This is a genomic window from Flaviramulus basaltis, from assembly GCF_900114265.1.
Lineage (GTDB): Bacteria > Bacteroidota > Bacteroidia > Flavobacteriales > Flavobacteriaceae > Flaviramulus > Flaviramulus basaltis.
In genome coordinates this window covers 135,008-159,566 of record NZ_FPKV01000005.1, presented here as the reverse complement: position 1 = coordinate 159,566, position 24,559 = coordinate 135,008, and the positions used below count along the sequence as shown (strand labels likewise).

The following is a 24,559-nucleotide window of genomic DNA, read 5'->3' as shown; positions in this document are numbered from 1 at the left end:
ACATTCATTCTATTAGCCTTTTGTTCCTGCAATGGATTGAAAATGGATTTCATGAAAGCCATCAATGATGCCTTTATCCAAAACATTCGCATTGGTCAGTTCGGGGTAAATCATGGAGTAATGTTCCATTATTTGCTCGTTACCCAAATCTGGGTTCATATCTTCCAATTCCACTTTCTCCTTATTGCCTGTTAAAAGGACAAACTTTCTTGTTATACTAGTTACTTGCATCTTGAAATAAATTTTGTGATTCGTATTGCGCCATTTGTTCCACTATTTTTTGGGCTTCCTTGTGTTCGGGGTTCAAGGCTAAAATGCCCTTAGCCATTTGCGTTGCTTTTTCATGGTCTTTTAAAGCGTTAAAATTCTTCCCCTTTATAAAAGTTTGCAATTCTGTGTGCTTCTTAGAAATGGAATCCTTTGGCTTTTTAGCACCTTCCTTTTTGCTAACGGAAGCTTTGGTTTTGAGTGATGCTTGGTAAGATTCTACATTATCAAACGCCTTCCTTGTCTTCTCCAATGGCTTTTGTATTGTTTCAAAGAATTTCTCATCCATTTCTTCAATGCTTGCACTTAGGACAAGCGGTTTCATGGATTTTAACTTATTTTCCTTGGAATTGGGTAGAATTGAAACGGAAACCATTTCGTTTTCAAAAGTGATACTCATTCCTAATTGTTGTATCCCTGTCTTTTTTAGGGATGCGAAAAATTGATTCATATTAATTGTATTTATCTGTTAAACAATGACTTAACTATAATAAATATACAATCAAACAGCAAGAAATACAGGTAAAACCAATGGAATTTCCACCCTTTTCTTCTTTCTCCCTTTCCACAAAAAAGCACCCGCTAGGGTGCTAAATTGGAAGTTGATTTGTTCTAATCCGAAACAAGGAAATTTCATTTAATTTATGTTTACAAGTAATTACTTAGGGTTACTTATTTAGTCTACAATGAGTTTTTATTTAATAATACTTTTGGTAAAGTTTTTGAATTTGTTTTTTCTTCTTCTGTGGGGCTAGGGTCAAACTTATTATCCAAATCCAAACTTATCTTTACCATTCTGCTTTCTATGCTAAGTAAATCATCAATCTTATCAAAATCCAAATCCAATACTTTTTGATTGGCCTTGATGTTTTTTTCATATTCCAATTTCCAATCAATTTGTTTTTCAATTGATTTGGGAATTTTGGATAATGCATTGTACATATAATCGGCCATACTTTTTAAGTTGGTAACCACTCTCTTAAACCCATATCCATAAGTGGTATTTTGGGTTTTAACATAGAGTGAGTGATTTAATTTATCTTCTACATTAATACATAATGTAGCAGTATTCATCGTTAGTAGGGCATGTTCTGAATTTTGTGATTTATATTTTTCTGCAATATTAATGATGGCTTGCCCAATATCGGTTTCTTTAGTATCCAAAGGTAGTTTCAGTACCTTTTTAATAGCGTTGTAATAGGTTTCTATATTCTGTATTTGATTCCACAATGGCAAATCCAATTTTAATTTTTCAAGGTTTTTAGATGCCTCGGATAATTCTCTGGTATAGTATTGTATGTTGTTTTCTGCTTCCAATCTATTTTTTTTGAAAATAGATTGTTCCAATAGCAGTTCTTCTAATTTCCTTCCCAAAGTTTCTTTCTCTAAAAATAGAGGGTCGTTTTTTGCAACTGCAAGCAAGGTTTTATAATCAATTGAGCCATTATCGTCTACTGCCCCTATATCAAGCTTGTTAAATTGAATGGTTCCATTTGTAATTTGTTCTATAAAATTCTTTTTGGTATTGACATTATTAAGCATGAGGCCATCAGTGCTGTTTTCAACGATATAAAATGAAACTATCACTCTATTGTTCCAATATTGTTTAGCCCCAATGTTTCCTTTCCTTCCACCTCTACCATTACGCTGGTCAACATCAGTAGGGCGATGCGGTATATCCACATGATGAATTCTAATTAATCTTTCTTGTATATTGGTACCCGTGCCTAATTTTTCAGTTGAACCAATGATGATTCTATACTTTCCCGAATTGAATTTTTTAAAACACTCCAATCTTTTTGTATCAGTTTTAAAATCATGGATGAACACAATTTCTTCGTGAGGCACATCAAATTCCTCAATCAACATTCGTTTGATTGCAGAATACACATTAAAGGAGTCTTTGGGTGTTCCCAAATCGGAAAAAACTGCTTGTGTTCCCTTAAAATTGTTACTTTCCTTATATGTATTATAAACTTCGGTAGCAATTATTCTGAGTTTAGTTTCTCCAATATCTTCTAGGTCAGGATTTAATAGCCTAGGGTCAATAGAAGCATGCCGCATATGATGTAATGCAATTAATGACAATGCACTTTTTTGATCTTCGGAATAGGATTTATTTCCATACAAATAATCACTGTTCCCTGTTTTAAGAAAGGATTTTATTTCTTCAAAATATTCCAATTGTCCTTGGGTTGGCTTAAGGGTATGAACATCAATTTTTAGTTTGGGTCTATCAATTTGGTGGGTCTTTGAATTGACAATAATTGAAATTTCATTATACAATGAAGACAGGAGTTTCATTTTTTTGAAGGAACGAAATCTTTCACGTACTTTATAGTCCCCTGATACCGTTGGCTCAAATTCGTAGGATTTATTGGCAAATACCTGAGCCCATTGGTCAAAAGAAGAAATATGCATCTCCTTTAACCTATTTGGTATTAAGTATTTAAATAATACATACACTTCTGTAATTGAATTGGAAATAGGAGTTCCAGACAAGAATGTTGCTTGAAAATCTCGCCCTTTCTTTTTTTGCAATGTTTTGATGGCAACATAAAGGTTTTTACTCCTTTCTGACCCTTTGCTGGTATTCAAACCCGCTACTCTAGAATGACGTGTGGTGTACATCAAGTTTTTAAACTTATGGGATTCATCAACCATAATATGCTCAAATCCCATTTGGTCAAACGTAAGTAGGTTTGTTTTGCCTTTTTCAATTTGGTGATAAGTGCTTTGGAGTTGTGCTGAAAGGTTTTCCTTTCTAATTTCCAACCCCTTTAGCACCCGCTTGTTGATATCGTATTTGTTCTTATAAATTACACTTAGGTCTTTTTCTAAATTATCTAATTCCTCTTGTATAACATCTTTTATGACTTCGGGTGATTGAGGTATGAATTTAAAAGTGTCATGGCTCATTAGCACCACATCTGGTTGCTGAGTGACTATTTTTGCAAAAAAGGCATTTCTCTTTTGGAGGCCATTAATTTCTTTGTCATTTGCAACCAATAGTCTCATTGTTGGAAAGGCATTCAGGAATTCTTTTTCCAATTGTATTAAGGTAGATTTTAAACCAGTTATCAACGTTTTTCCAGATAAATTCAGTTCCTTCATTTTTACTGCCGCAAGTGCCATATCCAATGTTTTTCCAAATCCAACTTCCTTATTGACCAAGAGGCCTTGATTAATTACAATACCAGCAACAGTATCCATTTGACTCTGGTATGGTTTGAAATGTTGTAGTCCATTAAATTTCAAATAACTTCCATCATATTTAGGCATTATCTTAGCATCATAAATTGAATAGAACTGAAGTTCCAATGATTTTTTTAATTCACTGTTTTTTAGAACATAATCATTAAATTCTTTATAAAGAAGTTCAAATTTTATTTTTACTTCCTGCATTTTGGCCCTGTCTATTCTTTTATAATCTTTAGAACCTTTTGTAATATAAGGTATCGTGGAGTTTAAAGCGCCTTCCAAAATATCCTTAAAACCATAGTATCGGTGTTCGGAGCGTACATTAAATTTTTTAATACTTGTATAGTCATTCTTTTCAATTTTTACCATGTATTTGGATGTACTCTCATTATAGTTCACACGTGCTATGGTACCATATTCATCAAAAATGAATGATTGTGTTATTTCTATGGGAAACCAGGGTTCATGGAGTTTTATATCTAAATCTTCAAAAGGTGTAATTGGTGGTTTGATTTTTTCCAATTCCAAGATGGACTTTGAAACAAGGTCTTTATCTATATAGGATTGAAATTCCCCGAATCTTTTCTTGTGGTACCATTTAATCTTTTCCGAAATATTACCAGATAGAAATATATATTTGGGGTCAAGTTTAGTTCCATTATTTGATGGATTAACAAACAATAAACCCTTGGTCAAGGACTCTCTGATTACTTCATCAGAAGTTTTACCAGAAACCTTAGAAATATCTTCAATATTTATTTGATTATATTTATTTAAAGAATAATAAATGGCATCCTGTAGAGATAGAATCTCTTTTTTTTCTTCCTTGTATTTCCATGGTTCAATAAGAAATTGACTTTTCTCGAAGACACCATTTTTCGGACTTTCTAATGCAAGAATTAAGGGCCCTTGAAAATCCAAAGTGACCAAATGATAATTTGGTTCAGTATTTAAGTTTCCAAATTGGAAGTTGAACACGTCATATTCATAATTGAGGTCATTCAATATTTTTTGTCCATCAATGACTTCTGGATTTAATAATTTCAAATACATATCCCTAAGTGAAATTATCTTGGTTAGTTTTTCAAATTGCTGTGGCTTGGTTTTCAAATAATAGTAATGTCCTGAATCTGTAATCTTCGCAATTTTTTGATTGACTATAATTAGATTTCCAGACTTTAAATTGCCATTATAAATTTGAGTGGGTTTCTCCGTGTTTTTGTTCTTAGTTTTTTTTTGTTCGAGTATTATCTCCTTTACTTTTACCGATGAAGGCTTAAATTTGTTTAGCGAACTTTTAATAGTAGGTTCAAGGGTGTCAATATTGTATGCGTTTACTACTGTGTAATCTGAATTATTATATAATCCCCCCGGTTTCAGTTCCCCTAAAACGTATTCGGGGTGAGCATCGAAATAAGCACTAAATTGAACTTCGTTCTCTTCCAAGTTGATTTTGACCGATTTCTTAAAGAGATTGTTTATTTCCTGTTGTTCCTTTGTTGGCTGAAGTGTTTTACTATTCTGAAAAACCAGAATGTCCGTTACTACGGAAGTGTTTTCTTGTTCAAAGGCGTTGTTGGGTAATCTTACTGCTCCTAGAAAATTGTTGCCTCTTAATACATGTTCTCGAATTTGGCTATATTTTTCTCTGTCAAGGAAATTTTTAGTACAAATTAAAACTGCAAGTCCACTTGGTTTAACTAAACTAAGACTCTTGTAAATGAAATAACTATGAATATTCTTTGTAAGGTCACTACGTAAAGGATGATTAAGTAAATCAGAGTCAAAGACTTTGTTTGCTCCAAAGGGAATATTACTTATAACCAAATCATAGTTTTTGGCTGCATTGGTATCATTAATGCTCTCAAATGGAATACCAAAGACCTGCACATTACTAATATTCTTGAAGTTGTGTTCGAGAATTCTTGCTGTCAAAATTTCTTTTTCAAAAGCAGTAACATTGGCTTTTGGAAACTGGCGTAGCAATTGCCGTATAATCAATCCATTTCCCGCACTTGGTTCTAGGATGGTTTTTGGTAAAAAATCGGGAATAGCAATCAAGTAATCTGAAATTGCTCTAATGATAGGAGTAGGGGTGAAAAATGAATTTAAGGAACCCTTTTTTAGACTATCAATAATAGTTTGAGAATAATCTTCTCCGACATATGCTATTAATGAGTTTAAAAATTCTTGACTATACTTCTCATTTTTGAGTATATCAAAAATATTTCCAAAACCAGGATTGTTAATAAAAGTGTGGATTGAATTTTCAGAGTCACCTAATGCGTTAACCGTCCGAACCATATAGTCCAGATATTTTTTTTTTGAGTATTTCATAAATCATTGAGTTAAGGAATCGCATTATAGTATCAATGCGTGTTTTGTTGCTGATTTTCTTTCAGCTTTTCGATTATTAAATCATATATTTTTTCTTTATAATTTTGTATGGTGGTTATTGAGCTTGTTGAAGCCTTGATTAACTTTTCTCTAATAGTTTTTATTTCCAAATGAAATTCTGGAAGTGTTTCATCAGGTTGTTCAGTTTCTTCAAGAAACTGAAACTTTGTGTTAACTTCCAATTCGCTGTCCATGAGAAACAAGTCCTTAAAAATTATGTTTTCGTTTGGGTCGGTTATGGTTATAATGAATATCATATTATATTGTTCAAATTTTGATTTCGTTTATCTTCTTCTCTGAATTTTTTATAGCATCTTTATTTATCATTCCCATGATACGATCTAGGTTGGTATTACTTGGAAAAGCTTTTTTGATATAGTTTTCGATGTTATTCCCTATGGGTTTAAAATTAAGATTTTTCTCTCCTTCCATACAATCGGCATAATGCCATTGATTTGTTTTAAAATGTTTTTTTAAATGCCCTATTAATTTTTCGTGTTTAAGTTCAATAGCTCCATCCTCAATCAAAAAGTTTTTTTTCGATATCACTTCTTTAGCCAAATAATGCTTAATAATGCTACTAAACTCCGGATTAACTAAGGTGTCTTTAAAGGTGTTCCAAACAATTGATTGGTTAGCTTTATCATGTTTTGTTCCAATAAATAATTGACCATTTTCAACGCCAAGTAGCAGACTGTGCTTTAGCTTTGCCATTGTTTGAATTTTAGCATCAAGGCATATTTTTTTAATATCATCATGGGAAAAATAAAAAGTATTAGGAGTTGGGGTAGTTTCCAGAAAGGATTGGAAAACCAAATATTGATCGTTAGCTTCTGTCAATTTGAATATTTGATGCCCTCTATATGGAAGGGGGAAAAGAAAAGTTTGTCCCTCATTTTCCGATAGGTTTTTTAATATATCCAAGTTTAATTTTATAATTCCATTTTCAAAATATTTGTTGGATTTAAAAGATTTATGAATGATTTCGTTATATTTTTTGGCAACACTTTCCCAATTTTTTGGAAAAGTTTTTTTGATGTCATTATGAAAAAAAGAGTGTTCGAATTGTATTGTATTTCCTTTTTTAGGATGTAATTGCGAGATAATTCGAGTCAATTTTGACTCATCTAATGGTTTCCATATCAAGATATTGTCATGGCCGTTATACGCAACTTTATAACCGTTTAGTTTTTCACTAAATCCTAAATGTATCATCGACTTAAATATTCCTTCCTCTTTAAACTTTATATGTCCTACTGGAAGAATCTCTATATCCAGTTTTATGAGTTCCTCCCTCTTCTGATAGTAATCAATCAATTTGGCGACATCGGTATTAATATAGCCCTTTTCAGCGAGGTTTAAATTCCTGAGATATTTAAGCCTCTGAATATCGGTTACTTCTTCGGGCTCGACTTTTCCATATTCTAAAGTCCTAAATTGCCGAAAATCTTCATTTACCATTTTTGATTTGAAGACTTTTAGTTGAGCATAAATTTTTCTTAGTTTTTGAACTAAAGTGAGTTCTTTTTTTTCTTCTGCCTGTTCCATTTTTGTGAGTATTTAAATTGTTAAGGAATTTGAATTATTAATTAATTAATAAGTTTTTTAAGGATATTCTTTTTAAGGTTTAAAGATGGTATGGGGTCAACCTTAACCCCATTTTTAATAACTTCATAATGTAGATGGTTACCAGTAGAAGCACCGGAAGCCCCAACAGTTCCAATAAGTTCGTGTTGTTTTACAAATTGACCTTTACTTACAAGAACTTTTGTCAAGTGCCCATAAAGCGTTTGAAAGCCAAACCTGTGTTTAATAATAATATGAGTACCATACCCCACTTCTGAATGAGAGATAGAGACAACAGTACCAGATGCGGTTGCAAAAACATGCTTATTCTTGGGGGCTGCAAAATCCAAACCAAAATGTTTCTTTTTTCCTCCAGATATTGGGTGAATTCTATATCCAAATTGACTCCGTAAATCATAATTTCCTTTTTCCAAAGGCACACATGATGGAATTTCATCCAATAACCTAGGGCTATATCTCAAATAGGTTTCCAAGGAAGGCATTAAAGAATAATCTGGAATTTCGTAAAGGAATTGAACTATTCTATTTTCAATTGCATACAGTAGTTGTTCACGTTCCTTATCATTTACAACACTGTCAAGAACAGGATTTTCAACATTTATTTTTAAGGATTCATTATAGAAGTTCATAGTAGTTGCTTTCTTTTCAATCTTTTTATGTGATAAAGAAAAAAAACCATCAGAAAAATAAACACCAATAATTAGCACGGTAAATATGACATATCTAAGCTCTTTTTTTCTAAGAAGCCCAAATAGTTTATTAACGGTTCTTAAATTTATTTTCTGGAAAATATTTGGTAATTCAAAAAAATTCATATATTTGTGTATTATTTACAAATTTATAACTTATTTACAAATAAACAAATTTTTTACAATATGCTAAATACTTGGTTAGATAAAGATCATACAATAGACCTTCCAAACTTGTTTGCACATTTTGGGTATGAGCGTACTATTGAAGAAAAAAACCACATTGTGTTTAGAAGAAATAATCGCTATCGAATAATTTTTTATACTGATAATGGTTTTCTGTACTATCATGTTGAAAGTCCACAAAAAAAATTATCCCCCTCAAGTCTAATAATTGAAGAAGTTTCCAGAATAGAGGGTAAAAAAAATAAAAGTCTTTGGGATAAGGTAAATGACTATTACAATAAAGTCCTTAATTCAAAAGATTTAAAGCTGAACGATTCAGAATATAATAATTTAGTAAAGGTCCCTTTGGACTTTAACCACTTTCTTTCCTACAAATTTCCTTTAAAAACTCATCAAAGTGGCCTTTACTCAAATATAACCAAGTCTAATTGCTTTCAAGACCGAATTTTTGAAAGTGTAACTGGTGAACCGCTCTTCCCTTTATTAAATATACAAAATGAGATAAGTGGTTACTTTATTGATGGCAAGGATAGGGTGGAAAAATTTAAGGAGTCTGATACAAAAGAATCTTTGTGGTACTCAAATATTCCCAAAGTGATTAAATGGCTTGTAATCTTTAACAATCCGAAAGAAGCCATTGCTTTTCATGAAAAATTTGGATTAGAAAACGCTGTTTATTTGGCTCTGGGAGAAATAAATTATGAGACCACTAAAATACTATATCAAATTCATCAGCTAACCAAGGTAAAAAAAATTGTTTTATCGTTTACTGGTCAAAAGAAAATTGAAGGCTATCTAAGAGACCTTTATTTTATGTCTTTTAAGGATGATTCAAATTTCTTTTTAAAACTTAACGATGATGATGTTAAAATCAGATTTCATATAGGTGAAAAAAAGTCCTTTTCACGTTTTTACAAATCAATACAAACCTTTAATCAGGGTTTGGCAAAAAATTTCTTGAAATACAATAAAGTGATGGATCAGCATCTTATAAACAAACACAGTTTTATTATCAGTAAAGAGAAAGATAATATTAATGTTAGAGTTCCATTGGAAGTCAATGCCATCAAATATTTTGTTTGGTCATATTATAAAAATTATTTAAATAAATCAATAGAAATTCTCAAACCAAAACAAAACAATTGGTATTTGGAATGGGAAGTAAGTCAAAGTCTAACTTTAAAAGGAAAGGAGGAACAAGTGGAAGATTACAAAATAGCATTATAAGAAAAGGAGAGATCGCGCACTCCTGCTCTCTCTCTCCAACAATTTCCTTAACTCAATGCGAAACACGCATTGAAGAACAACAAAATTACTAAAATTAAATTTCCTTAACAATTTAAATACTCACAAAAATGGAAAAAGATGTACAAAAGGTTTTCGTTAAAATAAACCAAGTATGGCAAAAAGGTGAAATCGTTTCTAAAGACGGTACCACCCTAAAAGTAAAAACTTCAGAAAATATGGAGTTTAATATAGACGAATCAAGTCAATATGTTGAACAAATTAAAAACCCAGCACAAAAATTTGCATATGGTGATGCAAAAGAAAAACTCGAAGGGGCTTATATAAGCTTTAACAAACTTCCTAATAATGTTCAGGATGCTATAGTGAAAGGTGAAGAATACATGCATAGTTCTTCCTATGTGCACGAAGGTGAATTAAAAGAAAATGTTAGAGCCGTACAGCTGATGTACAACCGACAAACTGGTTCTAAATTGGATGTCCAAATAAAAAGAAATGAGCCTGTAAAGTTAGCTGAAGCAATCGCTTATAACTATCAATTCACAAAAGAAGAATTTGACTTAATGGTTAAGCAAGGGAAACAGGTAGTTTTCCAAGGAAGCTCAAAAGATGGTGAAGTATTTTCAAAGTTGGCTTATTACGAGCCAAAATTGAATGATATAAGAACTAAATCAGCATTATCTGAAAACAACTATTTCTATGGGCAAAAGCTAACAAAAGAGCAAGCAACCATAATGAATAAAGGAGAATCTGCCCAAATAACAATTAATACTAAAAAGGGAGAGAAGACCTATATGGTTAATTATAGTCCAAAATCGGCACGTTTTATTACCAAAACCTTTGAAAAGGAGAATGTCAATGATTTAAAAGTACAATCAATGATTGACAATCAAAAAAAAAAGATAAAGCCACAAAAAGGGATAGCTCACTAAGTAGCCATTAAACAATTTGTTAATAATAGCTGGCATATAAACATATACCAGCTATTTTAATTTTTAAAATATGGTAAATAGAATTAGCTATACGGACAACCCAGAACACTATAAGCGTTTAATACGCAAAATCAATGAAGAAGTTGATTTTGCATCTTATTTGACTCATAAGGGGTACAAATTGCACGATAAGAGTGCGGGATCAATGGAGTTTATTAATGATAACGATAAAATTGTGTTAACGACTTCAAGAAGCCCTATAACCTATTTTAATAGGAACGATTCTGAAGATAAAGGCCTTTTCTTTAAGTATCTCAGAAGTAGAAAAACCAATTTTTACGAAACCATAAAAGATGGCTTGGAGATTATTAATAGAAGCTATGAACATGAAATTAAAAACATAAATGTTGCTAAAAAATCAACTCAAAAAAAATCTTTAGAAGAAAATTATAATATAGTCCCTTTAAGCAACCCAATATACCTCACTAAAGAAAGATTAATTGATATAAAAACGATTAATTCTGATTCTTTTAAAGGGAGAATTTTTAATGCATTCCATCATAATGATAACGGTAGTAAAATTGCCAATATAGCCTTTCCAAAATCGGATGTTAATGGAAACCCACAAAATTATATCATATGCAATAGACCTTATAAAGATAGAAGTACTGGGAAAATGAAAAAATTCAAACTAGTACTTAACAAGAAAGACCATTTTCTCTTCAGTTCAAATCTTCCGAAAAAAGGGGTGAGACGGATTATTATTGGAGAAAGCGGGATTGACTTATTATCGTTCAACGAGCTTAGGGGAAAAGAAGGGGATTTTTATATTTCATTTGGTGGAAATGTATACACGGAAAAATTAGATTTCTTTTATCAATTAATAACCCCAATTATTTCTAAAAAGAATACTGAATTGGTATCCATATTTGATAATGATATTGCGGGGTATGAATACGACCTTAAAGTGTTTACTAAAATGGTCAATGAACTGGCCCCTGGCATTTACTTTGAAAACAATTACAAACAGGGTGTTATTACCATAAAAATTCATTACAATGCTGATTTAAGAAATCAAATAGGTAATGATAGCAAGAAAATTGAAAGCTTCATCAAAACAGATTTATTCAATGACCATTTGATTAAAAATATTGTCTTTTTGGATAAGCTTTTATTGGAGTTCTCTTTGTCTGAATTGATAAAAGCACGGTGTGCGCCTTTTGAAAATATGAATGGATTTAGAGCATTACTATTAACATTAAATAAACTGTACTTACCGATTGAAACAAATATCCTGAAATCTTATGGAGAAGACTGGAATCAGGATTTAAAGGATTCAAAAAAAAAAGGTAGATTCATAGCAATGAACACCATCGAATGTAATGAAATACAACATGGAGATAAAATTGTGCTCAAAACGGATTGTGGTCCTGAAGGCACTATTAATACCGGTATTGTGAACAGCGTTCGTAAATCAGGAGTTTTAGCAGATTTTGGTATTCGGTTTCTATACTTGATTCCATTGAATGCGATTAAAACCCATTTAAAATTAGTGTCAAACGAGTCTAATAAAATAAAGGAATTCAGCAAAGAAGTAAATTCAAAAAACCAAATAAAACTATAAACTTATGGAAAAACTATCTGAAGAATTAAAGAACGAACAATACTATTTAACACTCTTAGATGCATTAATCGAAGAGAATGATATGGAACTTAAAAACCGCCTCCAGAAAGGTGACCTTTATACCCAATTTATCCAGGAGCAATCTAAAGTATTAATGGAAAATACTATAGTCCTTAGACGTGATAAGGAAGTTTCTTTCCTTGAAGCTTCACAAATCGTAATTAAAGAATGGAAGGAGAAAACCTTCCAATAATTTTATAGAAAACTCCTTAACTCAATTAAAATGAATGACAAAAAAATGGCGTACTCGGCCATGCTCATTTCAATATTTCTATTTCTAGCAATAGGATTTATGGATTATTATCCATTGGTAATTTATCATCATTGGGATAATTCAATAACAAAAATTCTTTATGAATTTCTGACAAAATTTGAGCCTCTTAGATACAGATACCATAACAAGCTGATATTACTCATGGCTATTGTAGCGGCTGTCATGCTTTACAATCCAAAAAAAGAAGAAGGCAAAACTTATAGCAAAGGAGCATTATATCTAGCTTTTGGAATCGGTTTATTAGTTTTTTGTGATTTTATGAAAATAGCCAACATCCAAATATATTGGATGTCAACAATATTTTATGTTTTGGGTTTTTTGTTTTCACTTTCTGGTTGTAATCATTTGTTTCAAGTCTTATCATTCAACAATCCAGCTAAAGAAGATCCATTCAATGAAAAAAATGAAAGTTTTCTTCAAATGGAAGAGAAAATTGATACTATTCATTCTGTAAACATTCCATATGAATATAGATACAAGGGTAAAATACGTAATGGGTGGATAAATTTTGTTAATCTATTTAGAGCTTTATTGATAATTGGTACACCTGGTAGTGGAAAGTCATTTGCTTTAATTGAAGAAATTATTGAGCAATTCATCAATAAATCTTTTACTTTATTAATATATGATTTTAAGTTCGATACACTTACACGAATTGCATACAACTATTGGCTTAGAAAAAAAGACCAGGTAGAAAAAAATAATCCAGAACTGTTACATCTTTTACCCAAGTTTTACACCCTTTCGTTTGATGACCCAGAAAGAGCCCATAGAAATAATCCCATCAATCCTTATTTGATGAAAAACCAAATTGATGCCGCTGATGCTGCAACAATTATTATGAAAAACCTTAATCGAGAATGGATAAAGCAGAATGATTTTTTCTCTAGAAGTGCCATAAGTTTTGTTTCTGGTTTAATTTGGTATCTAAAAAAGAAAGCTGAAGAAACGGGAACCAATATATGTACATTACCCCATGTAATAATTCTTTCTACTGTCAATATTGAGTACTTATTGGAGATTATTCTCAAGGATATGGAAGTTCGTAGTTTGATGATACCTTTTAAAGATGCATTGGAAAGGGAGGCTAGTCAGCAATTGAGTGGTCAAACTGCAAGTGCACAAATATCATTATCCATGCTTTCAACAAAAGAAATTTTTTATGTAATGACAGGAAACGATTTTCAATTAGATATAAACAGTGTATCAAAACCAAAGATTGTCTGTATACAAAACAACCCTGACCGTTCGGAAGTTTATTCTGCTCCTATAGGATTGATTATCAATAAAACGCTCCAAGTAGTAAATAAGAAAGGGTGCTTGCCAATGGGTGTAATTTTAGATGAACTACCCACAATATTTTTAATGGGACTTCGTAAATTAATTGATACAGGAAGATCACATTTGATTGCAACAGTAGTGGGTGTTCAAAGTATATCACAACTTGTTGTTGATTATGGTAAAGAATTAGCGGATGTTCTGTTTGACAACTGTGCAAATGTTTTCAGTGGTGCCGCAAAAGGAGAAACTTCAAGACGAATTAGTGAAATATTTGGAAAAATACATCAAGAAAAAACTTCTAAAACCATGTCTAAAAACGATACAACTACTAACGTAAGCACCCAAATGATGGAGTTAATGCCAAAGAGCAAAATAACTAGTATGTCAACTGGTTATTTTGGTGGTATTGTTGCAGATACTTTTGAAAATCCTATCAATCAAAAGCTCTGCTATGGTTTGCTAAAACCTAATATGGAGTCAAAAAAAATTCAAAATAAATTTGATACTCCAATTGTTCGTGATTTTAAAGTTCCCAACCATGACCAATTGGTAAGTGAACAGCTATTGTTATTTAACGATTTGAACTTTTATCATATTCTAACTAAGTTAGATTTAGAACAAAAGGATTACATAGAATTCTATAATAGCTATTTGAATACTTTCTCAATAGAAAATTTTGAGAATCTAATAAAGAGGAAGCAATTCGTGAAAATTGTACGGGAACTTAAATTGTTCGATCATCTTGATATCTTAAAAACGATGATAAAAAAGAATCACAATTGCACTGCCGAAGTAAAAGTCTTTATTGACAATTTAGTAGACAGAATGTTTATTGACCAAGAGATTAAGCGAGTGCTGGATGAGAACTTCATTAATGTTCTTCAAGATATTGACAATTTGGTTAAAAATGAATACTATACTTGTAAAGGTAAATACCCCGAATTTACAATTTTTGATCCAGATAAAATAACAAATGAAATTGAAGCTACAATTGACGATAACAAGGAAATTGCTAGAAACTTTATTAAGGACTTCAATAGGAAGTCAACAAATGATTTATTGAGCGAATTTGATTCGGGAAAAGAAAACCCTAATTTTGAAGTTTTTCCAGTCCCAAACCCTGAAATAACGAAATTTTTAGATAAGAAGGATCTTTTTGAATCAGAACCCTATTCCTCTTATCCAATTGAAAACATAGACCAATGACAAATATCGAAGAATTAAAAAAAGCAAAAGCTGAAGATTTTTATTATATAGGCAAAAGACTAAAATCAATACGAGAAGACCTTGTTGCATCCGATGAAACATCTGATAAACGAAATAGCCTTTATTCAATAAAAAATACAGCTGAGAGATTGGGCATTGATTATCATACAATGTCAAACCTAGAACGTGGAACCATATCTGTAACTACTTTTAAACTCTTGTTATACTACTATAAGTTGGGATATAACCCGATGTGGGTTATTGCTTTTGAAAATGAATTTATTCCGAAGAAAAATTTGGGAGAAAATTTAGTTTATCAATCAGATGTACAAGATAATTTCAAAGTTCTTGAGACTGTTATTTCAGGTGCTTTAGCTGAGTTTAAGTCTCAAATATAATATAATTCAGAACCAAACCTTAAAAGGCAAGTTTATCTTGCTTGTACGCACTTCTAATTTCCAGTTTAGCGTTTTTGTTTTGAGGTTTCAATGTAATAATTGCTATTTCAAAACTTAATTAAAATTTATCTTAATGAATATCAATCACATAAAATAGATGAATATATAGATATATGATCATATATTTATATATTCATCTATATATGTATTTAATTAAATAACTATTAATATATATATTTATGGAAACAAAGATTATTTCGATTGCGGGAGAGAAAGGAGGAGTTGGTAAGACTACATTAAATATAATGCTTGCCACAAACCTATTTCATTTATACTCAAAGAAAGTTGTTCTTATGGATTACGACGATCCTCAATATTCTGTATTTAAAAAAAGAGAAAGAGAATTGAACAGCATTGATGAAAATGAAAAAAATGATTTAGAGATTTATCCAATAGAAAAAGTGTCGACAAGTAACATAAAAAATACCATAATTCAATATTATGGAAAAGTTGACTATATCATCATTGATTTTCATGGAGGCCTGACCCAAGAAATGATTGAAGGTCTGATGTTTGTAGAGCATATTTTTATACCATTTGACCATGATGAATTGGAGATCGATAGCACTTACAATTTCTACTTAACATTAAAAAGTAATTTTTTAGAAAATGAAGAAAGGGTCTTAAAATCTGTACACCTTTTCTTTAATCAATATAGAAAAATTCAAAAGAATAAATTTGCAGTTTTAAAGGGACAATTAATGTCTGTGGATCTCCCGTTTATGAAAAATGTTGTTAAGGAAAAGGAAATTTATCGCACACAATATCGCAATACGTTGTTTCCCATTCCTGATAACAAAGAATTAGGGGAACTGGATATTAAAAAATTTTTTAAGGAAATCATGGAATTGACAAGTAAAGAAATTAAGGAGTTAGAAAATTAAAATGGTCGGGTTATGATAAAGAAAAAAATAAAAACTGAAGACTTTATTAAGAGTATTATAGTTACGAAAAAAAGTTCTTCTAATGAATTAGAAAAAATCAAAAACGATAGGCTTACTAATTCTATTGAAGGAACAATAGAAGATTTAGATGAACAACAAAATAAAAATATTAAGTCAGAAAACAGGGCTGAATTGGTTAATGGGCAAGATGATAGTATAACGAATTCCCAAAAAACCAACCTTACAAAAAGTGAGGCAAAAACATGGGAACAATTTAATAAATTACTTGATGCAGAGTTTTATAGAGACAAAAAAGATACGTTTCTAATGTCTTTAAGTGGTAAGTGCCTTTCTGAATTTGAGAATATAGCTAACGGAGTAACCTATAAAACGGGCAATAAAGTTTCTAGGAATTCAGTTATCCGAAAGGTATTGGAATATTATGTGCATTACGAAAAAAGTAAATTGGAAAATATAATTACAAAGCTTTAAAGACTTGATTTTGAATAATTTCTGGAAAATATTATTAATTATTTTTACTATATACTACTTATATGTTATATGGGTGTTGCTATCTGGAAAAAATACAAAATCCAAAGAGATTAAAAAAAGTAAAAAAAATGAGGGTTATTTGCAAATAAATGATAACTTTGTAAATGAATCACAAAATGAACAAGCAATCGATTTAGAAACCATACTCAGCCAAGTGGATGAAGTTGAAAACAACTCAGCACTCTTGGAGGCTTTTAAAAAGAGTTCACAACGTGACGATTTAAACAATTCCTTAACTCGTAAAAATGATGAAACATTTAAAGTCATTCGCAACAAAGATTCTGCGAACAAAAAAGATTCCGACTCCGAAACTTAGATTATCTGATTTAGCAAGAATTCTTCAGGGAGAAAATATTCCGCACTTTGAAATCAAACTATTTTTTATAGTTTTTCTCCTTGTTGTTCCAAGAATATCTTACGGACAATTAAACGAATTAGCTCAAGAACTTCAACAAGGAGAAAGCGACATCAAAAGGATTGCAGACATTATTATTCGAGCGGTCAAAACAATTGCTGGTGTTTCTATAATTATTGGAGGGTTGGTATTCTTGTATTTAAGAGATCAACAAAGTGATTTGTCCAAAAAAGTGGGGCAAGTTATCATTGGGATTGCCATTTTCTGGATTCTGTTGGCTGTCGGAGATAGCATGCGCTCTTAAGTTTATTCGATATGGAAAACCACTTCGTCCAAATACGTAAAGGACTTCAAAAAGAAGTCTTGTTCTTAGGTTTAAAGGCTAAGTACATAAACTATTGTATATACATAGGCTTAGGTATAATTGCTTTCGGCTTTGGTCTATCAATTGTTATTTCCACAGCTCTTGCATTGGTTTTTACGGCTTGTTTAATGCTCTTTGTCTTTGCAATACTTCTTTTCTATTCAAAGACTTATGGTGCTAATGGATTCCTGAAAAAAATTGCTGATAAGTCTAAACCTAAAAAGATTAGGGTCTCCAATTCATTCTCTAAAATGTTGATATGGAAAAAAGAGTAGAATTACTAGATACATTTCCAATTTATGGATATGAAAGAAAATCCTTGATTTCAAAGGAAAAGGGGTGTGTTACTATTCCATTAAAACTGGAACTTCCAGAAGTATTCTCCCTTGACCAAACAGATTATACAATTCTAAATGAATTGTTTTTCAACGTGATTAACATATTAGGGCCTAATAAACTTTTGCATCGACAAGATTACTTCTTTGAAGAAAATTACAAACCCATTGGTCAAAGATTGGAAGGAGATTTTATGGAAAGAGGCAATGAGTTGTACTTTAATGAACGGACTTTTTTGAGAGCCAGTCATTTTCTTTTTATCAGCATAGTACCTACCAATTACATTAAGTATGGGTCAAAGAGGGTAAACTCTTTTTTATCCAAAAAAAGAGATTATTTCTTAGAAAAAACAATACCAGAAGAATTTGTTAATTCTGATATTTTACTGGATTTTGAAAGTAAAGTGGAAAATGTCTCAGACCTAATAAATAGTTCAGGTTTAATTAAATCCACCATTCTCAATTATGAAGATTTATTTGATGACAACGGTTTATATGCAAAATACTTTAGTCTTTCCTGTCAGAATAAAAATTTGCCCGATATCGACTTCTCAAATAATCAGATACAAATTGGAGAGAAACTAGCACAATTTTATACGCTAGAAAACCTTGACCAGTTTACAAAAGAGCATATAGGGCAAAATGAACTATATGGAAAGTTTACCACTAGGCATAACAAATTTCCAATAGGGAATTTGTTCTCGATTGGGTTCAAGATACCTCACGAGCACATTATCAATCAATATATCTATATCCCAGAACAAGATAAAGCACTGGGTCAATTAAGAAAGAAAGCCAAACGTTTTAACCAATTTGGAAATGGAAGGAAAGATGATAGCAACGGTATCTATGCCAACCAAATCTACGAGTTTAATAGTGATATTCTCGAAAATCATAAGGAGATAGTATTTTACCATTTGAATGTATTAGGATTTGAAAACAAAAAAGAAGGACATCGAAAAATGTGTAATACTATTGCAGGTGCTTTTAAAAAACTAAAAGTTAATGCAAAGGAAAATACAATAGATCGTAAAAATCTATTCTTTGCTGGTGTTCCGGGTAATGCAGTTGGTCTTTCATCAGATATGTATTTGCCAATGTCCAGTGATATGGCTGCATCGTTGTTATATTTTGAAGGCGAATATAAAGACAGTTCAAAAGCTGTTGATGGATTAAGACTCGTAGATAGAATTTCTGGAAGACCATTAACCGTGAGTGTTTACAGGGAACCAGAGAAAAATGATTGGATTTTTAATAGGGGAATGCTAATTGCTTCTGGTTCTGGTGGTGGTAAATCCTATGTAGCCAATCATTATATTTCTTCTGAGCTTCGACAAGGTGCAGAAGCCATAATTATGGAAGACGGTAACTCATATGATAAACTTACTAAAGTTTTTGACGGGATTATAATTGAACATGATGATGAAAGCCCATTTACTTTCAACCCGTTCATGCTCGACAATTATGATACTGTTTACCACGGGAATAACAAAACCACGTTAACAGAAGATAAGATTGTCTATCTCGTCACGCTATTGAAATTGATAACTGGTGACGAAAAAAATACAGACAATTCAATGTCCAATGAAGTCAAAAAAACGGTTTTGGAAAACCTTGTTATTGGATATTACAACCAAATGTGGGAGAAAGAAAACCAAAATTTTTGTTTCAATACTTTCTACGAATATTGCCGAAGTCATTTAAATGAACAAACCAAGTCCAAGAAAGTCGCAAGAGATGTCTTTGACCCAAATGCTTTCCTTTTCCTTTTGGAAAAATACTATAAAGATAATCCAAGGGGAAAATTACTTAACCGAGAGGACGAGCGAATTACCCGCCTAAGCAATGAGAAAGTAGTTTATTTCAAACTTGGAAAGCTTATAGATAATGAGCTTTTATTCCCCATAACCGCCCTTATGATTATGGAAATTTTTAACAAAAAGTTGAATGATAAATCCAAACTCGCCATCAATAAAATGATGGTTGTGGATGAGGCATGGAAAGCTCTAGCTAGAACCGAGCTTGAAGATTATTTTAATAATCAGTCCCGAATGGCTAGAAAATATGGGGGACAACCCATTTTTATTTCTCAAAAAGTGGATGATTTTATTGCATCAAAAGTGATAAAAAATGCCATTGTGGTCAATTCACATATTAAAGTTTTCTTAGATATGAGAGACTTCGAGGGGTCTTTTGAAAAAATCCAAAGTGTAATGGGCTTAGGGGAAAAGCAAAAGCAATTAATACTCTCCATAAACAAAGACTTATCAGAAAAAAGAAAATTTAGGGAAGTGGCTTTTTGTTGGATGGATAGGGTGAAAGTTTATGGTGTTGAAACCTCATTAGTAGAAAAGTGTATCTATGAAACCAACCCTACTCAAAGTGATAGAATCAATACCCTATATGAAAAAAATAATAATAACTGGGAATTGACCGCAAAGGAATACGCCTATCGGTCTTCCAATTAAAATCTTATGACATGAAAAAAATATTTTTTTTAATCAGTATAATCCCAATGTTAGCCTTTGGACAAATTCCCGTTACTGATGCCGCCGCCAATGCCACATTGGGAATGATTAACAGTCAACTATTGCAAACAAATATGCAAATAAAATCTATGGGCGTTCAATTAACTACAATGAACCAGAATTTAGATAGATTGATAAGTCTTTTGGAAAAAAATAACAACCTAACATCAAAATCCAAAGAGATATTGAAAGAGGAGCTTGAGGCAAAAAAAACGGCTCCAGATTATGTAATGAAATCAACGGAATTAATTACTGTTGTGAATTTAAAGAACAAAATTCTTGAAGCTTATCGAGCTTCTCAGCAAAGTGTTAGAGCCTTTGAGAACCTAGATAAGGAAGAGAGTAAAGAATTTTTTACGTATATCGCAAATGCCGTAATGAAAACTACAGATTTGTTCAAGCAATGCAAAACCATATTATATACCAGATCAATTATACAACCTGAAGAACGGCTTAAAAAGATAGATGAAATAAGCATAAAACTAACGGAAATATTCGATAACCTTATAACCTACGAAAAAAAGTTAAAGCAACTTAATTCTACAAGGGATATTCGTAAAACACTAATTGATTTGAATAAAAACTAAATCCAGATTTATGTACCTGAACAAGACAGATAAGGGGATTCGCGAAGTGGTCAACGAACTGTTTGACCAATATATACTTGATGCATTTGATTCTGTTGACCCAATTATAAGTATTGGACAGCAGTTTGCATATATCGGAATTGGAATAATTGCACTAAAAGTCTTAATGAACGAGGAAAAGAGAGCTGATTTTTTTGAATATCTAAAATGGGTGCCATTAGCCATTATGCTTTTTAAGTACAAAGTATTTGCAAAATCAATTTTTACTTTTTATGAAGGGATAGGAAATTCTTTAAAGGTCAATGATGTTTCTTGGGATGTACTGCAATTAAAAATCTATTATGCACAAACTGAAGCTATGAAAGATGTGGGTTCCTCTTGGAGTTTGCTTACGCTAGATTCAGCGGCCTTGGAATCGCTGGTTTTAAGCGGAATGACTTCTGGAATCACCTCATTTGCTTCAATAATTTCAACGGTTGTTTTCATAGGTATAAAGGCTATGTCGGTGGTTTATTTATTTGTCTTGATAATATTTGGCCCACTAAACATTGGATTATCATTTATACCAGCCCTTTCGGGGATGTGGAAGGCTTGGTTACAAAAATTTATGAGTGTTTGCCTTTGGATTCCAATGTTGTACCTCATCGATAATTTCATGTTAAAAATAATGGAGAAACTGATTGATTCCCTTCTGCTTGGCAATGACGCCAATTTAGGACTGGTTTTAACTAGCGCACTTTTGATAATGATGAATTTATTTGTTTATCTAAAAGCTCCAACACTTGCCAATTTTATTGTACAAGGAATGAATGTAAGTGCTAGTCAATTAAAAGATAAAACTAAACATTATGGCAAAAAAGCAGCCCAAACCGCAATGGATGTTAAAACAGGAGGGACTACAAAAGGCATAAGAACATTAATTCAATAAAAAAATGCGATTAAACGACAATTATAAGATTTTTAACAAGATTAATACGTCAGAGAAACGAAGTAATCAACTGGTTTTATTATCTTTAACACTCATGTTTTCTTGTAGCTTGTTCTGTATTTATTTTATTTACAGAACAAATGAAAACGCAAAAAACAGTTTTTACCTTTTGGATAATGACCAAAAACTGGCAATGGTTAGGGTTAAGGACTACAAAAGAGCAATCGACATATTGTGTGAAGGCCATGTAAATATTTTCCATGAACTCTTTTTCTCTTTAGAACCAGATTTAGAGTTTATAAAAAAGAATATAGAAGAAAAGGCGCTTTATATGGTGGACCATTCTGGATCCCGCCTTTACAACCGTTTAGTTGACCAGGATTATTATGAAGACATTGCCAAAAGTAGTTACTCGATTGAGTTAGAAAAGGATACTATAATCATTGATTATTCTAAATATCCATTCCGATTTCAGTTTATTGGAAAACAAAGAATAGAAAAAGATGGAGATACCGAATATAGAAGTCTGATAACGACTGGCTATATTAAAGAAACCAAAACTACTCCAAACAATCTTAACGGGCTAAAAATTGTTCGTTTTGTTGTTTTGGACAATAAAGACTTAACCTACTGATTTACTATGGGATTGAACACTCAAAAATTTAATACATGGATTAGGCAACATAAGTTATTTGCCCTTGCTTCTCCAGTCGTAATTTTACTACTAATATACTTTGTCACTACCAGTCTTAACGGGATGAAGGTATCCTTCAATGACGGACAAATAGAAAACGGATACAATAATTCGTTACCCAATCAATCCAATGAATTAGAAATAAAAGACCCGAATTCTTACTTTAAAGAGTCTATAAAAGATTCTTTGGAGCGTTCACGCTCCAAAGGTTCAATTAAAAATATAATGGGTAGGGAAGAAGAAAAAGATTCCCTTGAACGCATATTGGAAGATTTGGACAGTTTTTCCATTGATGACAATGCCATTAGTTCCAATTTATACGATAATAATAAATTGTCAGCAGAAAATTCAAAACCCACAAGTACTTATTCGTCTAAACCTAAACAGCTTTCTGAATCTGAAAAAAGACTGGAGTATAGAAAAATGCTCCAGCAAGCCAAAGAAGAAAGAAAGGCGCGAAGTCAAGATTATTCTGCCCCTATTAAAAATAATACGGATTTAAATGAGCTTATTTCAAAAGTGAATATTAGAGCAACAATTTATAGAGATCAATTTATTATCCCAGGTAATAGGGTTACGTTGATTTTACGTGAAGACTTCCATTTTAACGGAAAAATGTTCCCTAAAAATACTTTTGTTTATGCAACTGCAAATATTAAACAATCCAGAGTCTTATTGGATATAAAGAATATTGATGGTTTTCAAATACCCTTAGAAGTTAGGGATGAAGAAGATGACAGGCTTGGAATACATAATGAAAAGGCTGGAGAGTTACTTATGGAGTTTTATTCAGATGTGCAAGAAGGTACTGTTCAAGACATCTCAAAAGAACTCTCTGATAATGTGGATATTCCAATGACGAATAACGCTATTAGAGCATTTGGTAAGTTCTTCGGACAGAAGAAAAAAAAGAATCGTGACGAAATATTACTCATGAATGGACACAAAGTGTACCTAGTATCTAAATAAAAAATCATATCATATGAATACAAAATTACTACTCCCACTTTTTCTAATTTTCGGATACTGCTCCTTTGGACAGGGAATCCGAGACACCATAGAGGTTTCCAGAAAATTTAAAACAATATTAATCTTTCAAGAAAATATCGCTGAGAGCATTATAGGCAGTGATATAGGCTTTTCAATAGACCTTCCAAAAGAAATAGGAAGCAAATTCAATAGCAGAATACTGAAAATTTATTATGATGACCTTGCTGTTGAAAAAGAGAATTTTACAAACCTTACGGTTATTACTGAATCTGGAAATTTATATGACTTTATACTAAAACTCTCATATAGTCCTAATAATTTGACATGGAATATCAGTTCCGATATGGCGGAAGTGAATATTAATAAGGAGAAAAAAAAGAAGAATTTAGGCTCTTCATTAGAAATACACACAGAAGACATAGACCAAAATGTTGAAGTACCAAATGATTCGATACCACAATTTACTTCACAGACTCTATACGCCGACAACCCTTATGAATATTATAGGAGAAAGAGTTTTTATATGCAATTTGACAAAGCTAAAATACCCCGCTACTTTGCACGGAAAGATAATGTTTTCTTATGGCTCAAGGGGGTATATTATAACAATAATGAACTCTATGTACAATTAAAACTTGAAAACAAGGAAGGAATTGATTTAGATATAAATTTCATTAAATATTTCATTGAAAGTTCCTATAAAAACACAACAAAACAGAAAATCCCTATAACCAAAAAAAGTGGTTTGCTCTATGAGTATAAGGTGCCTAGAACAGTCAAAGGCAATACGGAGAATCATTTTGTCTTAGTGTTTAAACAATTCACACTAGATAATAAAAAATCACTTTTGATTGAACTCGATGAAGAGTCTGGCAATCGGAATTTGTCTTTACGGATAGGTAAGGACATTTTAAATAAACCTATACGATTTTAAA

The 24,559-nt window shown here is 31.7% G+C and carries 23 protein-coding genes; 17 read left to right on the top strand and 6 right to left on the bottom strand.

From position 1 onward, the window contains the following. Positions 1 to 12: 12 nt before the first annotated feature. The 6 genes from BT151_RS17240 to BT151_RS17215 form a co-directional block, all read right to left on the bottom strand. Positions 13 to 231, bottom strand: coding sequence for a PRTRC system protein C (locus BT151_RS17240; protein ID WP_072403600.1), 219 nt, complete (start codon positions 229 to 231; stop codon positions 13 to 15). Continuing rightward, positions 218 to 718, bottom strand: coding sequence for a PRTRC system protein E (locus BT151_RS17235; protein WP_072403599.1), 501 nt, complete (start codon positions 716 to 718; stop codon positions 218 to 220). The genes BT151_RS17240 and BT151_RS17235 overlap by 14 nt, the downstream gene beginning before the upstream one ends. A 230-nt stretch (positions 719 to 948) precedes the next feature. Further along, a complete protein-coding gene (locus tag BT151_RS17230; protein WP_084648011.1) occupies positions 949 to 5,805 on the bottom strand; it encodes an SNF2-related protein in 4,857 nt (1,618 codons plus the stop codon). 32 nt (positions 5,806 to 5,837) lie between these two features. Further along, positions 5,838 to 6,122 (bottom strand): hypothetical protein, encoded by a 285-nt coding sequence (locus BT151_RS17225; RefSeq protein WP_072403597.1) that lies wholly within the window; start codon positions 6,120 to 6,122, stop codon positions 5,838 to 5,840. 10 nt (positions 6,123 to 6,132) lie between these two features. Beyond that, the gene (locus tag BT151_RS17220; protein WP_072403596.1) at positions 6,133 to 7,413 is read right to left on the bottom strand and encodes a hypothetical protein; all 1,281 of its coding nucleotides are present in this window, start codon (positions 7,411 to 7,413) and stop codon (positions 6,133 to 6,135) included. A 41-nt stretch (positions 7,414 to 7,454) separates the two neighbouring features. Then, positions 7,455 to 8,267: a M23 family metallopeptidase gene (locus tag BT151_RS17215; protein ID WP_084648010.1), complete on the bottom strand. Its 813-nt coding sequence runs from the start codon at positions 8,265 to 8,267 to the stop codon at positions 7,455 to 7,457. Positions 8,268 to 8,327: 60 nt separating this feature from the next. Between BT151_RS17215 and BT151_RS17210 the strand changes: the two genes are divergently transcribed. From BT151_RS17210 to BT151_RS17130, 17 genes are all read left to right on the top strand, one after another. Next, positions 8,328 to 9,554 (top strand): hypothetical protein, encoded by a 1,227-nt coding sequence (locus tag BT151_RS17210; protein WP_072403595.1) that lies wholly within the window; start codon positions 8,328 to 8,330, stop codon positions 9,552 to 9,554. Positions 9,555 to 9,682: 128 nt separating this feature from the next. After that, positions 9,683 to 10,504, top strand: coding sequence for a hypothetical protein (locus tag BT151_RS17205; RefSeq protein WP_072403594.1), 822 nt, complete (start codon positions 9,683 to 9,685; stop codon positions 10,502 to 10,504). A 70-nt stretch (positions 10,505 to 10,574) separates the two neighbouring features. Then, positions 10,575 to 12,128 (top strand): toprim domain-containing protein, encoded by a 1,554-nt coding sequence (locus BT151_RS17200; protein ID WP_072403593.1) that lies wholly within the window; start codon positions 10,575 to 10,577, stop codon positions 12,126 to 12,128. A 4-nt stretch (positions 12,129 to 12,132) separates the two neighbouring features. Beyond that, positions 12,133 to 12,381: a hypothetical protein gene (locus tag BT151_RS17195; protein WP_072403592.1), complete on the top strand. Its 249-nt coding sequence runs from the start codon at positions 12,133 to 12,135 to the stop codon at positions 12,379 to 12,381. Between the two features lie 45 nt (positions 12,382 to 12,426). Beyond that, on the top strand, positions 12,427 to 14,949 hold the full coding sequence (locus BT151_RS17190; RefSeq protein WP_171946656.1) for a TraM recognition domain-containing protein: 2,523 nt from the start codon (positions 12,427 to 12,429) through the stop codon (positions 14,947 to 14,949). After that, positions 14,946 to 15,347 (top strand): hypothetical protein, encoded by a 402-nt coding sequence (locus BT151_RS17185; protein ID WP_072403590.1) that lies wholly within the window; start codon positions 14,946 to 14,948, stop codon positions 15,345 to 15,347. The genes BT151_RS17190 and BT151_RS17185 overlap by 4 nt, the downstream gene beginning before the upstream one ends. Positions 15,348 to 15,586: 239 nt before the next feature. Next, positions 15,587 to 16,291 carry a ParA family protein gene (locus BT151_RS17180; protein ID WP_072403589.1) on the top strand — a complete coding sequence of 235 codons (705 nt, stop codon included), beginning with the start codon at positions 15,587 to 15,589 and terminating at the stop codon, positions 16,289 to 16,291. Between the two features lie 12 nt (positions 16,292 to 16,303). Then, a complete protein-coding gene (locus tag BT151_RS17175; protein WP_072403588.1) occupies positions 16,304 to 16,783 on the top strand; it encodes a hypothetical protein in 480 nt (159 codons plus the stop codon). 10 nt (positions 16,784 to 16,793) lie between these two features. Continuing rightward, complete coding sequence (locus tag BT151_RS18655; protein WP_171946655.1) at positions 16,794 to 17,159, top strand: hypothetical protein; 366 nt, start codon at positions 16,794 to 16,796, stop codon at positions 17,157 to 17,159. Further along, on the top strand, positions 17,089 to 17,502 hold the full coding sequence (locus tag BT151_RS17165) for a hypothetical protein (protein ID WP_143144339.1): 414 nt from the start codon (positions 17,089 to 17,091) through the stop codon (positions 17,500 to 17,502). The genes BT151_RS18655 and BT151_RS17165 overlap by 71 nt, the downstream gene beginning before the upstream one ends. An 11-nt stretch (positions 17,503 to 17,513) precedes the next feature. Next, positions 17,514 to 17,837 carry a DUF4133 domain-containing protein gene (locus BT151_RS19005; RefSeq protein WP_072403585.1) on the top strand — a complete coding sequence of 108 codons (324 nt, stop codon included), beginning with the start codon at positions 17,514 to 17,516 and terminating at the stop codon, positions 17,835 to 17,837. Next, the gene (locus BT151_RS17155) at positions 17,822 to 20,365 is read left to right on the top strand and encodes a TraG family conjugative transposon ATPase (RefSeq protein WP_072403584.1); all 2,544 of its coding nucleotides are present in this window, start codon (positions 17,822 to 17,824) and stop codon (positions 20,363 to 20,365) included. Before BT151_RS19005 ends, BT151_RS17155 begins: the two co-directional genes overlap by 16 nt. Before the next feature lie 11 nt (positions 20,366 to 20,376). Beyond that, the gene (locus BT151_RS17150; protein ID WP_143144338.1) at positions 20,377 to 21,012 is read left to right on the top strand and encodes a hypothetical protein; all 636 of its coding nucleotides are present in this window, start codon (positions 20,377 to 20,379) and stop codon (positions 21,010 to 21,012) included. Between the two features lie 10 nt (positions 21,013 to 21,022). After that, positions 21,023 to 21,940 carry a TraJ family protein gene (locus BT151_RS17145; RefSeq protein WP_072403582.1) on the top strand — a complete coding sequence of 306 codons (918 nt, stop codon included), beginning with the start codon at positions 21,023 to 21,025 and terminating at the stop codon, positions 21,938 to 21,940. Between the two features lie 4 nt (positions 21,941 to 21,944). Further along, the gene (locus BT151_RS17140) at positions 21,945 to 22,574 is read left to right on the top strand and encodes a hypothetical protein (RefSeq protein ID WP_143144337.1); all 630 of its coding nucleotides are present in this window, start codon (positions 21,945 to 21,947) and stop codon (positions 22,572 to 22,574) included. Between the two features lie 123 nt (positions 22,575 to 22,697). Next, positions 22,698 to 23,603: a conjugative transposon protein TraM gene (gene traM / locus BT151_RS17135; protein WP_171946654.1), complete on the top strand. Its 906-nt coding sequence runs from the start codon at positions 22,698 to 22,700 to the stop codon at positions 23,601 to 23,603. A gap of 13 nt (positions 23,604 to 23,616) precedes the next feature. Next, positions 23,617 to 24,558 carry a DUF4138 domain-containing protein gene (locus tag BT151_RS17130; RefSeq protein WP_072403579.1) on the top strand — a complete coding sequence of 314 codons (942 nt, stop codon included), beginning with the start codon at positions 23,617 to 23,619 and terminating at the stop codon, positions 24,556 to 24,558. Position 24,559: the final 1 nt, after the last annotated feature.